The following is a 17,902-nucleotide window of genomic DNA, read 5'->3' as shown; positions in this document are numbered from 1 at the left end:
ATAAATTTTTTAAAAGAAAGGTGATAGCTCTTTATGCACTCAATTAACAAAATAGGTAAGAGTTTTTGGTATATCACCCCAATATCGGTGACCGACCGGCCCATTCTAGGAATGGTGGTAGGGAATAAAAAGACTTTAATGATTGATGCTGGCAACTCTGAAGACCATGCCAATTATTTTGTAAATGAACTTTCAAAAATGGAGGTTCCAAATCCTGATATAGTCGTACTTACACATTGGCATTGGGACCATATCTTTGGTCTTTCAGCGTTACCTAATACGGTTTCGATTGCTTCAAAAGAAACAAAGATAGCAATGGAGAAACTGATCCCATTTTCTTGGTCGGACGAGGCGTTGGATGACAGAGTGAAAGAAGGAATCGAAATTGAATTTTGCGCGAAGGCAATTAAAGAGGAATTCAAGACTCACCGGGACATCAAGATTGCTTTGCCTGATGTAACTTTTGAAAAAAGAGTGGAAATAGACCTTGGCGGGGTAACTTGCATCGTGCAATACGTTGGAGGCGATCACGCTGCTGATTCGGCCATCGTGTATATTGTTGAAGAAAAGATTCTCTTTCTTGCTGACTGTATTTATCCGAATATGTATGCCGTAAAAGATAACTATACAATCCAGGAAACACTGCGGCTATTGGATGAATTGGAAACATTTGATGCAGAGACATATATACCTTCGCATCAACAGCCAATTTCAAAAGAAGAATTCAATCAGGAAGCAGCAAAGCTGAGAACGATTGCAAAATATACAGAAAGATTTGGCGGAGATAAACAGGAAATCATGAAGGAATACGAAAGTTATGTAAAAAGGGAACTTACAGAAGATGAAAGAGAAACAATTGTTTGCTTTGTAAATGGGTATCGTAGAAATTAGTTGAGTACCAATCTTGCCAAATAAAAAGTCCAATTTCCAAATAGCTCATATTGGAAATTGGACTTTTCTTTAATAAGTGCAATCTGCATTCTTGTTTACATGTATCAGGAAACTATATTTTATTAGTGAAGTTGTTTCTCAAATGTGGAATACCCACACAACAACAGGGCCTAAAAAGGTACCAATGATTGCACATAATGTCATCGTAACCGAACTCATCGAAAAAGTAGGTTCGCTGTATTCGGCAGCTTTTGAAGTTCCTAAAGTATGAGCGGTACCTAAATGAGCATCCCAGCAACCGCAGCACTTAATAGATTTGCTAATGTTGCCGCAATTATTGCTCGAAAACCCATCTCTGCAATATCTTGTCTTCTTGAGGGAGCAATTCCTCCCAATCCGCCGATAACCATTGCCATCGCAGCAAGATTAGCAAATCCGCAAAGTGCAAAGCTAATGATAATAACACTTTTTTCAGAAAGATTTGCTATTTCCGGAGCAAAAGCAGTATAAGCTACAAATTCGTTTAAAACAAATTTCTGGCCGATGAAAGAACCGGCTTTTAATGCTTCATCCCAAGGGACACCGATAAGAAAGGCAATTGGTGCAAACAGATAACCTAAAAGCTGCTCCAGTGTTAATGTACCAAAGCCAAAAATTCCACCAAGCCAGCCAATTATTACATTAAGCAAAAATATTAAGGAAGTAAATGCTAGTAAAAGTGCTCCAACCCCTACAGCAATTTTTAAACCTTCCATCGCTCCACGAGAGGCTGCATCAACGATATTTCTGGACTCCGTATCTTTTATCATCTGAACACGGTCACCCTTATTTTGCTTCTCAGTTTCTGGCATCATAAGTTTAGCTAATAATAATCCTGCTGGAGCACCCATGAATGCTGCTGCAAGCAAATAATCCAAAGGAACTCCAAGCATTGCATATCCCCCCAGAACTGCACCAGAGACACAAGCCAATCCCCCGACCATAACAGCAAACAACTCAGACTTGGTCATATTCTCAATATAAGGTTTAATGACTAGCGGAGCTTCCGTTGGGCCTAGAAAAATGTTCGCAGACGCAGACATTGATTCAGTTTCACTCGTTTTTAGCACTTTTGCTAAAAATCCACCAATGAGCTTAGTTGCCCACTGCATGATCCCTAGATAATAGAGAACTGAAATTAATGAAGAAAAGAAGATGATAATGGGTAACACTTGTAAAGCAAAAGTAAAACCTGCATTTTCAGCCCCTAATACCCCCCCGAACAAGAATTGGATTCCAGCATTTGAAGAATCAATTATTTTTTGTACTCCCATTGAAGCATATTGAAGAATCTGTTTTCCGAATTCCCATTTTAATACGATTAAAGCAAAAATAAACTGAATGGCAAAAGCACCAATTACGGTTCTGGGATTAATTGCTTTACGATGTTTAGAAAAAATGAATGCTATTAATAAAATTCCTGTAATTCCAATTACTCCCCAAACGTATTGCATAAACCTTTTCCTTCTTTCCTCGTCAAAGACATAGAATTAAAATTGAGAAGGCTCGAAACTGCCCTCTCAATTTTTACAATAGATTGTTAATGTATACTCAATTAACTGGCAGTAAGCCCCATCTCAAAGCTTGAAAAAACTGACTGCCATTAATAGCCCTATTCATCGCCGGTTGTATCCGTATTAACAGCTTGTTTTTTTTATTAGTGTGAATTCTCTCCGGGAACTAGTTTAGCTAATTGCGTCATGTAATCGAAGAAAGCATCGCGATTCACGTCATAAACTACATTCACCGGCCGCCCATCAGGTGTTTCAACTGTACGTCCCTGACTTGGCCCATCTGAGATGACAACACTATTAACCGTTTCTACCTTCACGAGATCACTCTTGCCAATAAATGCAGTCGTTAACACATCCCATAAATAGTAGGTAGAGTTTGTTGAAAAGTGAACAAGCGGTGGCACCATAGCATAACATTGGCCGAGGAAATCAACCCCAATATATTTACGCTCTTTTGCCCAACGTTCACGAACATCCAAAGTTAAAGGTACTTGATTTGTGCTCTCAAGCGCGACTAAATCAATTTCAATGTTCGTTTCCCATACTCGGGCAGCGGCTTCCGGATCCCAGAATACATTCCATTCAGCCGTTCCATCATGTTCAGGCTCGTGAACATTTCCGGCCTCTCGGAAAGTGCCGCCCATCCAAACGAGTCTTTCAATTTTTTCTTCAATATCTGGAGCTTCATCTAAAGCACGGGCAAGGTCAGTAAGAGGGCCTGTAAATAATAACGTTGTTTTTTCAGAGGTCTTTCGAATAGCATCAATCATATGTAGATGAGCCGGCTTTTCTGCTACTGGGGCAATAATTTTTCCGGATTCATTTAAAATTGGCAGTGCATCTACATAAAAAGCATGCATTCGCCAATCTTTTGGAAAAGGATTTTTTCCGCGTGAGTTTGACTTTGCTACCTCAAGGTTGCCATTTCCAAAGCGATCGATAATTTTTCGGCTGGCAAATACCGCTGGCTCTAAATAACAATCAGCCGGAATAACCGATACACCTGTCAATTCGACATTATCCATTTTAAGTAATAAAAATAATGAAACAAGATCATCGACTCCGCCGTCATGATTAAAATAAATATGTTTTTTTGCCATTCCAAATTCGCATCCTTTTCATAAAAAATTGTTTAAGATTGTATGAGGGCCTGTATTTCCGCTTCCTTCGGTTGTAGTAAAATGCAAAAAACCTGGGTATATTTACCTACCCAGGTTACAGATTTACATTTAGAAATAGTGGAATATATTTATTTGAGAAATAATACATTGCCAGTCATTCTTTAATGTAGTCCGGTAGTTTACGGTCACCAGGTAGAAACGCTTAAGCCATATTCCTAAGCATATACATTCAATAAACTTCTATTTGGATTTTTTGACTTTATTATTAATAGCATGAAAGTCTTGAGATGGTCAATGGAAAGTATTTATTCTTTGCTAATTTAACGTTCGGATAGTAGAACAACTATGCCTCTTGTTATGCATGGAAGGCTCGCAAATTGTTTTTAATAGAACAGGTTGCGTTGGTTAAAAGTAGAAGCGGCTTTACCAATTGCCGGCCTATGGAATAAAAAAAACAGTGCAATTTCTGTTACGAAAATCCACTGCTTTTTATTATTGTTATGATATGACTATTTTAATTTTAATCCGCGGCCTTCAAGGTATGCCCTTACTGCATTTTCATAATTGACAACATCAGATTTAGAAACATAACGATCAATCGTTTTATCAGCTTTTAAAACGGGGAAAGTAGCTTCCTGTCCCATTAGTTGGGCAACATCGGAAATATAGTTGCCATTCTTGCCGTACTTTGCCTGAATTGAAGCTTCTTTTAATAACTTTGCGGCTATTGCTGGGGCGGCTGGGTAATCTGCAGTTACTTGTGCGGAAATCAGGACGGTTTCAGTGTCTTCAGCATAGTGATCTCTGTTAGGGTTCTTTTTGATTAATGTAACCTTGACTTTATATGTTCCTGGTTCAGTAATTGTCCAAGGAATTGAAAAAGGAACATTATTTTTCTGTGCTGGCACAGTTACAGAATCACCATAAGGATTTTCATTAATGTAAAGTTGTATTTCGGCGGCTGCTTCATCAGGATTAGATGCTTTCCCGGTAATATTCATCGTTTGAGGGAAACTTGTAAAACTATATTCTTCAGCAAGTGGGTTTAGTTTGATTTCGAAATCAGCAAATGCCATAGTTGCCATACTAAGAATTAAAAGGATGGTAGAAAATATAACAATACTTTTTTTTTTCATTTTCAAATTTCTCCTTCTTGGATAATTTTTAATAAAGGAAAATATAGGACCAGGACCAAGGAACAGACCAAGTAATGTTATCTGGTGGATTAACGCCTCCCATCATATTGAGGAAATCCCGTTCTATATAAAGGATAATTCATTCGTAAATTTAAACACAAGTTGATTCTCTCTTCTTTTTAATACATAAAGCAACAAATAATGTGAACGATATTAAGGGGAAGTAAAAAGAGCGCTTATTGGTGTCATAATTAAAGGATATCCGTTTTTATTAATTAAGCAGCAGTCAACCCTGCGCCGCTGTAGTTATCATTTCTCCCCATTTTCATATTCCTATAGCTTCATGTAAGAAAAAGGATACTATGTCCCTGCTATGGACGAAGTATCCTTTTAAAATTGGTTCAGTTTAGCAATCGCTCCGAATTAATGTGGAATATCGCCTGGAATAGCATCCCGTTCTTCCGGTGTTATGAAATAATGGTGGATGTCATAGTGAGGGACCTCATATCCTTCATGGCCGTGTTCTTGAAATTCGATATTTGTATGATCAATTGAAGGTGAAGGCAGCCCTTTCATACCATCTATATCGACTACACTTTGCCCTTTAGTAAACAATTCCTGTGCAGGCATTTCCTCGATAAACACCAGCTTTCCTTTTTCAACCCCGTAAATTGGCCCCATTGGCATGGTGGATGGAATAGCCCAGTGTTCGCCCATTTTCGGCACACTTGGAGTAAGCTGAATGACCCCTTTCGGCAAGACCAATAAATAAACGGATCCATTATCATTTTTGGTTGCCTTTGTTGTATAACCGGCATCCTTGACTGCTTTAGCTAAATCATCAAATGAGGCAACATAGCCTTCTTTAAAGTTGTTAATCTTGACTGTTTGATTTTCAAATGTAACTGTTTTTTTGCTGTGGTTGATTGTATAGTCCTGGTTTAATGTTCCGAAAAATGCTTCAACATCTACAAAAACATCAGCTTTTTTCTGATAGTTATAAGGCGAATACACTTTCACCCCGTTGATTTCAACTTTAGGTGGAGGTGAGGAGGCACTAACAGAAAAAACAACGATCAGGGACAAAACGAGAAACAAACCGGCAAAAATTTTCTTCATTTTTACAATTCCCCTCCAAATAAATATTCCGAACACGTTCTTAATAAAGATATAATATTTAAGCTTAAACGAACAAGGAGAAGTTCTCGACAATTTACTAAGTTGAGTGCACAAAAATGGAAGTTTTGTATAAGAGGCAAATGAATCAATCTAATTGAGTCGAATTATCTTGACAGTTATGATTATGGAAGATTATATTGAGTGTAACCGCTAACATTTAACCTAACTTGTCTACTCGAGTAGATAAGTTGAAGGAGGTAAAGGTGTCCACGTATAAGAATCCATTCGCACCAATTTATCTGCAGATCAGTGAAGAAATCAAGTCCCAAATTTTATCGGGTGAATATAGAGAGGGTGACAGGCTGCCGTCTGAATCTGAGTTCATCAGCAAGTATAAGGTTACACGCACCACAATCCAGCGCGCCTTGGCTGTATTAGTTAATGAAGGGCTCATAGAGCGTATTCATGGAAAAGGCTCGTTTGTCCGCTTGCGCTCTGTACGCCAAAATATATGGAATTTCAGCGGTTTTTCCGATTATGCAAAGAAAATGGGCCAGATTCCAATTACAAAAGTAATCCGCCACGAAACCTATATCCATCAAAAGGTGAAGTATTTGAAACTGATTCGTCTAAGAGGCTTTGAGAAGAATGAGAAAATTCAGTGGTTAACGCTGGATACATCCGTCCTGTCATTAGCCGACTTCCCAGGCTTGGACCGTTATGACTTTTCCAAACAGTCAATGTATGAAACGCTCAAGAGCCAATACAATATTCATCCTAGCAATGCCCATTTAAGTGTTTCGGCTATCGTTGCCAACGACCAATTAATGGACTTGTTTGAAGTGGAAGCGGGGAGCCCGTTGCTAAATGTGAAAGGTGAGACCTTTGATAAAAATGGCAAAGAGGTGGAAAAGGTGAATGTCGTGTACAGCCCAAAAGCAGATTTTAACTTTGTCATCAACATTTGACTCTGAGGCTACAACATTGTTCAAACAGGAGGGGCTTAAGTGAAAGACCAGGTATTGGGAACGCTGTATGGCATGGCGATTGGAGACGCAATGGGCATGCCTTCAGAACTATGGAGCAGAAGGAAGGTTAAAGAGTACTTTGGTAAAATAGAGAAATTTTTGGACGGGCCGGAATCCAATATTGTGGCCTGCAATTTTACAAAAGGACAGTTCACCGATGATACGACACAGGCATTGCTAATCCTGGATGCTTTAATCGAAAATCAATTTATTCCCGATGATGAGCGGATTGCAAACGCGATTATTCAATGGGCCGAGCGGATTCAGGCATTTGATAATAACATTCTTGGCCCGAGTTCGAAGGCAGCTTTAACGGCAATTAAAAATGGAGAAGACCAATCGGACATTACTGCTTTGGCAGAAACAAATGGAGCCGCGATGAGGATTGCGCCGATTGGCTGTCTATTTAGCCCGAATCAAATGGATGCTCTCATTGATTATGTTTGGAAGGTCAGCAAAGTCACCCACGCTTCCGATGTGGCAATTGCCGGTGCGTCGATGATTGCCGGTGCGGTGAGCGCGGCCATGAACGGGAACAGTTGGGACGAAATCATGTCTTATTCCATGAGCGTGTTTGATAAGGCTATCCAGTATGGAGGCGAAACGTACAGCGCATCATTAAAGGCACGGCTGGAAGTAGGATTATCCTTTGCGGAAAAATATAAGGATGATGAAGAAGCGTTTTCCAACCATATTTATCATGTGATTGGCTGTGGGGTGTTAACAAGCGAGTCGGTCCCTGCTGCCTTGAGTATTGCTTATTATGCCAAGTCGGTTGAGCGCTGCGCCTTGTTATGCGCGAATATTGGCGGAGATACAGACACAATTGGCGCAATGGCAACGGCCATTTGCGGGGCAAAACAAGGCTTTTCGAAAATTGACGAATCAATGATTCAACAAATCGATTCGGAAAATCCGGTTAATTTACATGGCTATGCGGAACAGATAGTATCCTATCGGGATACGTTAAATGGAATTTTTTCAAGATAAGGTTGTGGGTCAGTTTCATTACTTTTCCTATTTTAAAAAACATAAGAATGAGGTCGTAGCAGATGGAAAAGACATTAGTGCCCAATAGTAATGTTCTCGTAATAGGGGCAGCTGTCGTAGATGTAGTCATTCATACCGATACTCTCCCCAAAACCGGTGAAGATGTGATGGGGAAGCTTGAGAAGACAATTGTTGGGGGATGCGCCTATAATGTCAGGCAGGTCATTCACCGCTTTGACGTACCTAATACGCTATTCGCGCCAATTGGAAAAGGCCCTTATGCCCAACTCATCCGCGAGGAATTTATGAAACAGGGAATTCCGCTTGTTCTTGATGATGATTCCAAAGACAATGGCTGGAATATTTCATTTGTGGAAAAGGATGGGGAGAGGACGTTCTTAACGATCCCAGGCCTTGAAACCTGCTGGAAGACCGAGTGGTTCGAGGAAATCGATTTATCAGACTATTTGTATATCTATTTGTCCGGCTATGAACTGGAAGGGCCGTCAGGGGAGGTACTGGTTCAAGAGGTGATGGCTAAAAAAGCCGCACATACCAAGATAATCTTTGATCCGGGCCCAAGAGCCGCATTCCTCACCCCAGCGGTATTGGAAGCGCTCCTGCAGCCGGGAACGATTGTTCATTGCAACCAAAGCGAATTAAGCATGCTTTACCCAGCCGGTGACAGGCGGAATCCAGGGTTTGTCGAAAAAGCTGTTGCTGCCTTGCACGCCCAGACGCTAGAAGCCGTGGTTGTGACCTTGGGCAAGGATGGGTGTTATTACCGAGACCAACATGGGTCTGGGTATGTATCCGCTAAAAAAGTAACAGTGGTGGATACAATCGGGGCAGGTGATTCACACACAGGAGCATTTATAAGTGGTTTGGCCTATGGGATGTCAACAGAGGAAGCCTGCCGACTTGGGAATGATGTGTCTGCGGAGGTAGTCCAACAAAGCGGAGGGGCTTGGCTGGCTGGAAGCAGTATTTTATCAAAGTAAATTTATGCAGTTGCTGTGAGAAACCGTTTATTAGCATAATTTTTTGTAGAGTTCCTGAGTGAAAGGGTACTGAAGAATACGCTACCACTGCGAAAAAATGGCTGCTTGACAGTTATTTTAGGAGAGATTATATTGAAAGAAAGCGGTATCATATTTCTCGCAACTTGTCTACTCAAGTATACAAGTTGAGGTTCATCTTTTAGATGTGCTGTAAAGGTACGAGGTCATTATTCGTTCAGCTGGCCTAGTTTTCAGCAAGCACGTCTGGCATCAGATGTTCCGCTCAGATGGGAAAGTAGGTTATCCTCATGCCTCGCGTGAAGTATGATTCGCTAAAAGATTTTCCGAGTTTTAGTAAATAAACTTCTAAAGAGAAAGAGGGCTAGGGGAATGAGTCAAAATTACCCTGATTTGATTCCGGAAAATGAAAGAGTTGGGCAACCTAGGCAATTATTTTGGATTTGGTTTTCATTGAATATTGGTATTATGGGTTTGGTTTACGGAGGGATTATCGTAAGCTATGGCCTCAATTTCATTCAATCAGTCATTGCCGCATTATTAGGGGCTGCCTCGTTCGCACTGATTGGATACCTTAGCTTGCCAGGCAAGCTCGGAAAGGCACCAACTTTTGTGTTATCCCGGGCGCCTTTTGGATCAAAGGGAAACCTGATTCCAGCTGTATTGGCATGGATTTGTTTGATTGGCTGGCTGAGTGTCGGAAATGTTCCAACAGGTATTTTTTCCATTAATGCAATCGTCACTGCACTTGGATTTAAAGTAACAACCACAACCCAACTCATTGGGTTAATCGGCCTTGCAATTGCCGTGATGGCATTGTCTCTTGTAAAACAAGAAACGCTTGTAAAAGCCCAAACAATATTTACGTATATTTTTGGCGCGTTAACAGTGGTAGTTTTAGTTATTTTAGTTCCGCAAACAGATTGGTCGGCACTTATGGAAATGCCGAATGGGGACTGGGTTGGAGGCGTATTGCCCGCTATTTCCATTATTATTGCTGGTTCCGCGCTTAGCTGGGCTATATGCGCGAGCGATTATTCCTGTTATCAAAGCCCCCAATCTTCGAATAGGTCAATTTTTTTGACAACAACGTTTGCATCAGCCATACCACTATTTGTCATTATGTTCCTGGGGATTTTAATGAATGCAACGAATCCCGGTCTAATTAGTTCAGCCGACCCAATTGCGGCCCTAGCCCTGCAAATGCCTAAGTGGATGGTGATTCCATATTTTATTACTGCACTCGGCGGCATTATTCCACCGTCAGTTATTTCACTTCGGTCCGGACGTTATGCATTAGAAGCTACGAATATAAAAATTTCAGATCGAACATCGATCATTTTCCATGGTGCAATCATGGTATTGCTCCCGGTTTATGTATTATTCATAAATGGTAACTTCCTGGGTTCATTCCAAATGTTTTTAGGGGTAGTCGGTATTGGTTTGGCGGCTTGGACGGCAATATTCGGAGTAGATTATGTCATCCTTCGCAAAAAGCAGGGATATGACCCTGATATCATCTCAGGAGATAAAAACATTTCCGTTGATAAGGGGAATGTAATGATCTGGTTTGCAGGGGTGATTGTTGGGCTTCTTTTTACTACCAATCCACTATTCCCGGCTCCATTTGCGAAAGGAATCTTTGAAGGCAACAGCCTGGGAGTATTGCTGACATTTGCAGTTAGTTTAGTTTTAAGCTGGATCTATTCATCCATGCAACTGAAGAAGCAAACAGCAGTTAGAGAAGGAAATGCAGCATAATAGATTATTTTTTGGAGGCAAGACATTTTATGAGTATCCATTTGAATGCAAAAGAAAGCCAAATTGCTGAAAAAGTATTGATGCCGGGAGATCCGCTCCGCGCTAAATTTATTGCAGATACTTTTTTGGAGGATGTTGAATGCCATAATACTGTTCGCGGAATGTATGGATATACCGGGACATATAAAGGCCATAGGATTTCTATTCAATCTTCCGGAATGGGCGCCCCTTCGATGAGTATTTATGCCACTGAACTCATTAAAGACTATGGCGTGAAAAATATCATTCGCGTTGGTACAATCGGGGCAATGAAGCGCGAAGTAAAGATCCGTGACATTATCATGGCAATGGCCGCTACAAATGATTCGAAAATGCAAAACATCATTTTTCCGCAAATAAATTATGCACCAAACGCCAGCTTTGCGCTGTTGGAGAGAGCCTATCGCTTATCGAAACAGAATGGCGGTTTAACAGTTCATGTAGGCAATGTGTTTACTGGCGATTCGTTCTATGAAGACGAAGATTCCATGATCCGCAAGCTGGCTGATTACGGGGTTTTAGGCGTGGATATGGAGACAGCGGCTCTTTATACACTTGGAGCAAAATACAACATCGACGTGTTAAGTATTATGACAGTGAGCGACCATGTGATTACAGGGGAAGAAACAACAGCGGAAGAACGCCAAACAACGTTTAATGACATGATTATAGTTGCTTTAGAAACACTCATAAATGAATAGCCAAATCATAGCGTTAGAAAACTGCCTTACTTTTATTTAAGAGTAAGGCTTTTCTAATTAACCCTCCTTCTTTGAAAATAGTCCTATAGAGCTAATCTGACTTAACGTACTATAAAAATTGATGTTCTCTATTTTATTATTTCAAAATAAACTGAAGGAACATTGAAACAGTTAGTTCCAGGCTTTTAATTGCCCTAGCGGTGGGAGTTGTCCGTAATAAATGGTATGATAGATGGCAATATGCCTTTAGGAGACTATCAATCTATGAAAATATCAATATTATTTGAGGATAATCATCTGCTATTGGTAGAAAAGCCAGTCAACGTCCCTGTTCAGAAAGATAGTAGCGGATGCCTTGATTTGTTGACCATGTTAAAAGTTGACTTAAAAATACGTTACCAAAAGCCAGGTGATGTATATTTGGGGCTTGTACATCGACTGGACCGTCCAGTGGGTGGTGCGATGGTGTTTGCTAAAACTTCCAAGGCCGCTTCTAGATTATCGGATATGATTCGCAGACATGTGATTGAACGACATTATATAGTGGTTGTCCATGGAACCCCGGACAAGAAAAAGGGACAATTAGTCCATTACCTTTATAAGGACCATAGGAAGAATAAAGTGTCGGTTGTTTCTCCTTCTCACCCAAACGGCAAAAAGGCTGTGCTGGATTATAAGGTAATGGAATCGAAAAGAGGATTAAGTTTACTTTCCGTAAAACTTCACACGGGGAGGCCCCACCAAATTCGAGTTCAACTGTCAGCAATGGGCAACCCGATTTTCGGTGATCAAAAATATGGGGAACATCTTAATAAACCTGGACAACAAATTGCACTTTGGGCTCATTCGATTCATTTCGAGCATCCTGTTAGGAAGGAACCAATAGAAGTTTATTCAATACCAACTAGTCATTATCCTTGGGATATATGGGAACTGAGAATGAACCAAAAGAAGATTCCTACTGCATCCCTAACGCCAAATTATGGTTAAGGCAGTAGCCATATCTACCCGTATATTGTTGAGTTGTAAGTGAAAACAATGCATCCCCCGTAAAATAAATGATGATACCTTAAGTTTGTTGAAGTAGCTTTAGCTGGCATTCCACATAAGGATACTAGCCAAGCTAATCAAGTTTTTATCGTGGGAAATGGTTTCTTTTCGAAGAAGGTTCATTAATTCTTGTAAAAGCATTCCCAGTAACATGCAATTTTTAAAATGAACCGCCAATGTGAGCAATAAAGGAAAATTATTTTTTAAAAACCAACTTGGTCTAAAAGGAGTGCCAGGCACCACCCGATTTATTCGACATAATTCGGGTGGTGCTTGGCACTGTTCGTGTAAAAAAAATTTGGAATTGACTGAACAATATAATTATAATATTATTCTACTATTACATTATTTTCGTAAGGCGAATGATTACTAACCTCTTAGAGAAAGCGGAGTGAGTTTATGTCACAAATGCTGGCACTTGTTATTATTGTAGGCATTCTATTGATAGGGGATTTAGTTGCTGTACGGACAAAAGCCTGGGTACCATCCATGTTTGTCTGTGCCGTCCTATTCCTCGCTGGTTATTGGACGTTTTTTCCGAAAGACATCGTATCAATTGCGGGTGTACCGCCAGTTGTTGCGACCATGATGATGTATTTACTCATTACTAACATGGGTACATTGTTATCCTTGAAAGAATTGAAAAACCAATGGAAAACCATTGTAATCGCCCTATTTGGGATCCTTGGCATTATCGCCATTTTATTTACGATTGGCAGCGTTATTTTTGGATTTAAGACAGTCGTTGTAGCGATACCTCCATTAGTAGGCGGTATAGTATCCGCTTTGATTATGTCGGAAGGTGCAAAGGAAGCAGGCCTTATCTCCCTTTCCGTCTTTGCCATTGTCATCTATGTGGTGCAAGGCTTTGCCGGTTATCCAATCACCTCCATCGTGTTAAAAAAAGAGGGGAAAAGGCTGTTAAACCTATATCGCAGCGGACAAATTACGGCCAACACGGAACAGGAAGCCGGACAGCATGAGGTGGCAGCATCTTCGGCTGATGCAGAGCCTAAGCTTAAACTTTTTAAAAACTTGCCGGAAAAATACAACACTGATTTCTTTAAGCTTTTTAGGCTGGCATTCGTTGCATATCTCGCCTATTTGGTTTCTGCTCTAGCAGCACCGGTTGTCTCCATCAGCCCCTTCGTTTTGTGTTTACTCTTTGGGGTTATCGCCTCAAGTGCGGGATTTTTGGAAAAACAGGTATTACAAAGAGCAAATGGCTTTGGGCTAGCCCTAATGGTACTGATGCTGTTTATTTTTGACGGCCTAAAACAAGCGACGCCAAGCATGATGCTTGAGATTCTTTTCCCGCTGATTGGCTCCATCCTCCTGGCTGTTGTCGGGATGTATATTTTTTCCTTTATCGTCGGAAAATTTCTAAAAGTGAGCAAACATATGGCATTCGCTGTTTCGCTAACAGCCTTATATGGATTCCCGGCTGACTATATTATTACCAATGAAGTGATCAAGTCGTTAACGGATGATGAAAAAGAAAGGGAAATGCTGACAAGCCATATGCTGCCGCCGATGCTGGTAGGTGGTTTTATAACCGTGACGATTGTCTCGGTTATCCTGGCAGGCATCTTTGTTGGATTCTTGAAATAAGGGGAGGGAGAAACATTGAATGGCTTACAGGAAAGAATTGAAAAGCATATTGACGCTTTAAGTCAATTCACCGCCACGCCGGGCAAAGGGACAACACGGCTGACATATAGCAAAGAGGATTTGCAGGCGCGTAATTATATTAAAAAAATAATGAAAGAATATGGTCTCGAAGTGAGGGAGGATGGCCTTGGGAATATTTTTGGCAGGCTGGGAGGCTCGTTAAAAAATGCGCCCAGCATTCTAATCGGTTCTCATTTTGATTCAGTACCGAACGGCGGATCATACGATGGTCCCGCAGGAGTGGTTGCCGCACTCGAAGTCGCCGGCCTATTCATGAAAAATAACCTGACACCTACCTATCCGTTGGAAGTGGTTGCCATGGTAGAAGAGGAGGGTACCAGATTTGGCGGCGGCCTGATGGGCTCAAGAGGTATCGTTGGCCTTTTGGCCGAAGAAGATTTTTATACCCTTAAAGATAAAGATGGGGTAACAACGGTGGAAGCGATGAAGAGTATTGGCCTCGATCCATCCCTTCCGAAAAAAAGAGACCCTAAAACAATAAAGGCCTTCCTGGAACTGCATATTGAACAAGGGCCAATCCTTGAAGAAAAGGGCATCCCTATCGGCATGGTAGAGGCGATTGTCGGACTAACCCAATTGGAAGTAACCGTTGAGGGGCGGGCGGGACATGCGGGCACCACCCCAATGGAGCGCCGTGCTGATGCGTTAGTTACGGCAGCCACTATGATTGCCCGGTTCCCGGAAATCGCCTCCGATGCAGGAGAAGGAACCGTTATTACCACCGGACGCCTTAATGTGTGGCCGAACGGAGCGAATGTGATTCCTGATAAGGTTGTATTCACGGTCGATATTCGGTCAGGATTAGAAGAGCGCGTCCTGGAAACGGTCGAGAAAGTTATTGGGTGGATAGAATCCCATAATGGAAACGGAATTAAGACGTCTGTCCTGCAGCAATTATACATGCCGCCAAAGGCGATGAGTCAAGAAATCATATCTCTTTTTAAAACGAAATGCCGTGAATTGAACCTTCCATACTGTTCAGTAAACAGCGGCGCAGGACATGATGCGATGGTAATGTCAGAGGTTACCGATGTAGCGATGTTGTTTATTCCTAGTAAGGATGGCCTCAGCCATTGTCCGGAAGAATGGTCGGACGCCGGGGATATTGCAAAGGCTACAGAGATTTTATATGAGGCAACCAAGACATTAACGGAGGCAGAATAAATGATTCATGCAAAAATAAAAGATGCGATTCGAACATACAATGATGAATTAATCGAATTGCGCAGAAAGCTTCACAGTGAGCCCGAATTATCGTTTGAGGAATATAAGACAACAGCCTTTGTTTGTGAGTACCTCGAGAATCTGGGAGTTTCCTACCGCAAGACGGAACCAACAGGAGTTATAGCGACCATTGAAGGTGGGAAGCAAGGAAAAACTGTTGCATTGCGCGCGGATATGGATGCCCTGACCGTTGAAGAATTGAATAAGGATTTGCCCTATGCGTCAAAGGAAGAGGGGAAAATGCACGCATGTGGCCATGATGCCCATACGGCAATGCTCCTAATTGCCGCTAAAGCACTAAATGATATAAAAGATGAATTGCCGGGCAGGATCCGTTTGATTTTTCAACCAGCCGAGGAGGTAGGGGCCGGGGCAAAAGTTATGGTGGAACAGGGGGCAATGGACGAAGTGGATAATGTTTTCGGCATCCATATTTGGTCACAGCTGCCGACAGGAACTGTTTCCTGTACACCAGGGCCATCCTTTGCATCTGCGGATATATTCACGGTAACCTTCAAAGGAAGGGGCGGCCACGGGGCCATGCCGGAGGACTGCATTGATGCCGCGATTGTGGCTTCATCCTTTGTGATGAATGTTCAATCAGTTGTATCGAGGACGATTGACCCGCAACAGCCAGCTGTGTTAACGGTTGGAAAAATGGCCGTCGGGACCAGATTCAATGTCATTGCTGAAAATGCTGTTATTGAAGGAACTGTACGCTGTTTTGACCCAGAGGTGAGGGACCATATCGAGCAGCAGCTTCGGAACTATGCGGAACATGTGGCGGCAATTTATGGCGCAACAGCGAAGGTTGACTACACCCGCGGTACACAGGCGGTCATCAATGATGTAGAAAGTGCAAAACTCGTTCAAAAAACCGCAGCCCAGGCATTTGGCACGGGAGTTATCTATCATGAAAAGCCAACCATGGGAGCCGAGGACTTCAGTGAATATATGATGAAATCCCCAGGCAGTTTCGCCCTTGTAGGCAGCGGCAACCTCGAAAAAGATACACAATGGGCCCACCACCACGGCAAATTCAACATCGACGAAGACGCCCTCGCAACCGGCGCCGAACTTTATGCTCAATATGCGTGGGTATACCTGAACGAACAAACCTCAAACGGGAAATCGTAGTAATCTGGAAAGATACTAAACCTGGCTTAAAAGTTCCATAAATGAAACTCTTGTTGATTTAGTATTAGCAAAAGAAAAAAGTTGTTTATAGTAGTTGTACTGAGTGCCTGTCACCACCTTAATCTTGTTGGATTTTTGTCAACAGAATTGGGGGAGTGGCAGGCACTATTCTTTTTTAATCAATTATTAATCTTTCTCTCAAAATATATTAGCTTTTGACAGTTACATTACAGTTATCAATGATTTCAAGGAGGAATTTACATGAAGATTGTAATAGTGCCGTCGGGGTTTAAGGAATGTCTGGATGCAGAAGAGGTTGCGGTTGCGATGGCCCGCGGGGTAAGGCGGTTTGATGAGGAGATAGAAGTGGATGTTGTCCCGATGATTGATGGAGGGGAAGGGTTTGCAAAAACAATTGTAAGCTTAAAGGGCGGCGAGTTAATACATAAAGAAGTTACAGGACCTGTTGGAGAGAAAATCACAAGCCATTTTGGGGTTTTTACTGAAAACAATAAACGGACAGCTGTAATTGAAATGGCAGCGGTTGCAGGATTAAAACTTGTTCCACGAGATGAAAGAAACCCTTTGAAAACCACTACATATGGAGTGGGCGAATTGATTCTCGCAGCTCTCGACCTTGGTGTCGACAATATTCTTATTGGCTGTGGGGACTCAGGCACATCTGATGGGGGATCAGGGATGGCCCAGGCAATTGGCGTAAAGTTTCTTGATCAAAATCATGAGCAGGTTTTCATTCAGGGTGGGGAAGATTTGTTAAAAGTCGCCCATGTAGATACTGCCAATTTAGATAAACGATTGGCGGAGGTTCCAATAGATGTTGCTTGCAATTGGAAAAATGTGCTCTGTGGGGAGAATGGGGTTGCGCGGATCTTTGGGCCGCAAAAAGGCGCAACTCCACAACAAGTAGAAAGATTATCGGCGGCACTGGAGCACTATGCCGCACTAATCCATGAAGAGTGTTCGCTTGATGTCAGATTTATGCCAGGAAGCGGTGCATCCGGCGGGCTTGGGGCAGGGTTGGCTGCTTTTGCAGGTGCAACCCTTCATTCAAGGTTCCGAATCATAAAAAATTACATTAATATTGAAGAAAAAATTACAGGCGCTGATATAGTACTCACAGCAGAAGGCAGTATCGATTTCCAAACTCCGAACGGAAAAATCCCGGCTGAAGTAGCAAGAATTGCAAAAAAGCACCACATTCCAGTCATTGCGATAACAGGGACGATTGGCCGGGGCGCGGACTTAAATTACAAGGCAGGCATCGATGCATATTTAAGTATCATTCAAAAGCCGACAACATTGGAAAAGGCGATCAGCAAAGCTCCACAATGGATTGAAGATAGTATTGAAGCAGTTCTGCGCCAAGTTAGTATAGGGCTGCAAATTGCCAGAAGAAAAACGGTATAAAAGAGGTGGTTGA

Annotated in this window: 15 protein-coding genes, 1 pseudogene and 1 riboswitch; of the genes and pseudogenes, 11 read left to right on the top strand and 5 right to left on the bottom strand. The window is 41.9% G+C overall.

The window, feature by feature from the left end; all coding sequences use genetic code 11:
* The first annotated feature begins 33 nt into the window (after window positions 1-33).
* Window positions 34-891 (top strand): MBL fold metallo-hydrolase, encoded by an 858-nt coding sequence (locus ADU24_RS21555; protein ID WP_053368579.1) that lies wholly within the window; start codon window positions 34-36, stop codon window positions 889-891.
* Between the two features lie 138 nt (window positions 892-1,029).
* On the opposite strand, the pseudogene ADU24_RS23600 reads toward ADU24_RS21555, so the two are convergent.
* The 5 genes and pseudogenes from ADU24_RS23600 to ADU24_RS23455 form a co-directional block, all read right to left on the bottom strand.
* Window positions 1,030-1,173: pseudogene (locus ADU24_RS23600) on the bottom strand (LrgB family protein); the annotation flags it as partial.
* Complete coding sequence (locus ADU24_RS21550; protein ID WP_053368578.1) at window positions 1,170-2,384, bottom strand: NupC/NupG family nucleoside CNT transporter; 1,215 nt, start codon at window positions 2,382-2,384, stop codon at window positions 1,170-1,172. The pseudogene ADU24_RS23600 and the gene ADU24_RS21550, both read right to left, overlap by 4 nt.
* 203 nt (window positions 2,385-2,587) lie before the next feature.
* Window positions 2,588-3,544, bottom strand: coding sequence for a nucleoside hydrolase (locus tag ADU24_RS21545; protein WP_053368577.1), 957 nt, complete (start codon window positions 3,542-3,544; stop codon window positions 2,588-2,590).
* Window positions 3,545-3,712: 168 nt separating this feature from the next.
* A riboswitch (purine riboswitch) is annotated at window positions 3,713-3,814 on the bottom strand.
* A 260-nt stretch (window positions 3,815-4,074) separates the two neighbouring features.
* The gene (locus tag ADU24_RS21540) at window positions 4,075-4,701 is read right to left on the bottom strand and encodes a hypothetical protein (protein WP_053368576.1); all 627 of its coding nucleotides are present in this window, start codon (window positions 4,699-4,701) and stop codon (window positions 4,075-4,077) included.
* Window positions 4,702-5,124: 423 nt separating this feature from the next.
* A complete protein-coding gene (locus tag ADU24_RS23455) occupies window positions 5,125-5,820 on the bottom strand; it encodes a hypothetical protein (protein ID WP_197277548.1) in 696 nt (231 codons plus the stop codon).
* A 263-nt stretch (window positions 5,821-6,083) separates the two neighbouring features.
* Here ADU24_RS23455 and ADU24_RS21530 point away from each other — a divergent pair, with 263 nt between their 5' ends.
* The 10 genes from ADU24_RS21530 to ADU24_RS21485 all read left to right on the top strand — a co-directional run bounded on the left by ADU24_RS21530 (window position 6,084) and on the right by ADU24_RS21485 (window position 17,889).
* Window positions 6,084-6,788 carry a GntR family transcriptional regulator gene (locus ADU24_RS21530; RefSeq protein WP_053368575.1) on the top strand — a complete coding sequence of 235 codons (705 nt, stop codon included), beginning with the start codon at window positions 6,084-6,086 and terminating at the stop codon, window positions 6,786-6,788.
* Window positions 6,789-6,827: 39 nt separating this feature from the next.
* A complete protein-coding gene (locus ADU24_RS21525; protein ID WP_053368574.1) occupies window positions 6,828-7,838 on the top strand; it encodes an ADP-ribosylglycohydrolase family protein in 1,011 nt (336 codons plus the stop codon).
* A 62-nt stretch (window positions 7,839-7,900) separates the two neighbouring features.
* Window positions 7,901-8,839 carry a PfkB family carbohydrate kinase gene (locus ADU24_RS21520; RefSeq protein ID WP_053368573.1) on the top strand — a complete coding sequence of 313 codons (939 nt, stop codon included), beginning with the start codon at window positions 7,901-7,903 and terminating at the stop codon, window positions 8,837-8,839.
* Window positions 8,840-9,229: 390 nt separating this feature from the next.
* Entirely contained in the window at window positions 9,230-10,618 is a 1,389-nt protein-coding gene (locus ADU24_RS21515) for a purine-cytosine permease family protein (protein ID WP_053368572.1), read from the top strand.
* Window positions 10,619-10,647: 29 nt separating this feature from the next.
* On the top strand, window positions 10,648-11,358 hold the full coding sequence (gene deoD, locus ADU24_RS21510) for a purine-nucleoside phosphorylase (protein WP_053368571.1): 711 nt from the start codon (window positions 10,648-10,650) through the stop codon (window positions 11,356-11,358).
* Window positions 11,359-11,622: 264 nt separating this feature from the next.
* Window positions 11,623-12,348, top strand: a complete 726-nt coding sequence (locus tag ADU24_RS21505; RefSeq protein WP_053368570.1) for an RluA family pseudouridine synthase — start codon at window positions 11,623-11,625, stop codon at window positions 12,346-12,348.
* Window positions 12,349-12,807: 459 nt separating this feature from the next.
* Window positions 12,808-14,019 carry a hypothetical protein gene (locus tag ADU24_RS21500; protein ID WP_053368569.1) on the top strand — a complete coding sequence of 404 codons (1,212 nt, stop codon included), beginning with the start codon at window positions 12,808-12,810 and terminating at the stop codon, window positions 14,017-14,019.
* Window positions 14,020-14,034: 15 nt separating this feature from the next.
* The gene (locus ADU24_RS21495; RefSeq protein WP_053368568.1) at window positions 14,035-15,264 is read left to right on the top strand and encodes a Zn-dependent hydrolase; all 1,230 of its coding nucleotides are present in this window, start codon (window positions 14,035-14,037) and stop codon (window positions 15,262-15,264) included.
* Window positions 15,265-16,461 carry a M20 family metallopeptidase gene (locus tag ADU24_RS21490; RefSeq protein WP_053368567.1) on the top strand — a complete coding sequence of 399 codons (1,197 nt, stop codon included), beginning with the start codon at window positions 15,265-15,267 and terminating at the stop codon, window positions 16,459-16,461.
* 261 nt (window positions 16,462-16,722) lie between these two features.
* Complete coding sequence (locus ADU24_RS21485) at window positions 16,723-17,889, top strand: glycerate kinase family protein (RefSeq protein ID WP_053368566.1); 1,167 nt, start codon at window positions 16,723-16,725, stop codon at window positions 17,887-17,889.
* The last annotated feature ends 13 nt before the right edge of the window (window positions 17,890-17,902 follow it).

The organism is Bacillus sp. FJAT-27245 (genome assembly GCF_001273955.1).
Lineage (GTDB): Bacteria > Bacillota > Bacilli > Bacillales > Cytobacillaceae > Bacillus_D.
The sequence above is the reverse complement of the archived record's forward strand: the minus strand, read 5'-3'. Positions and strand labels throughout refer to the sequence as shown.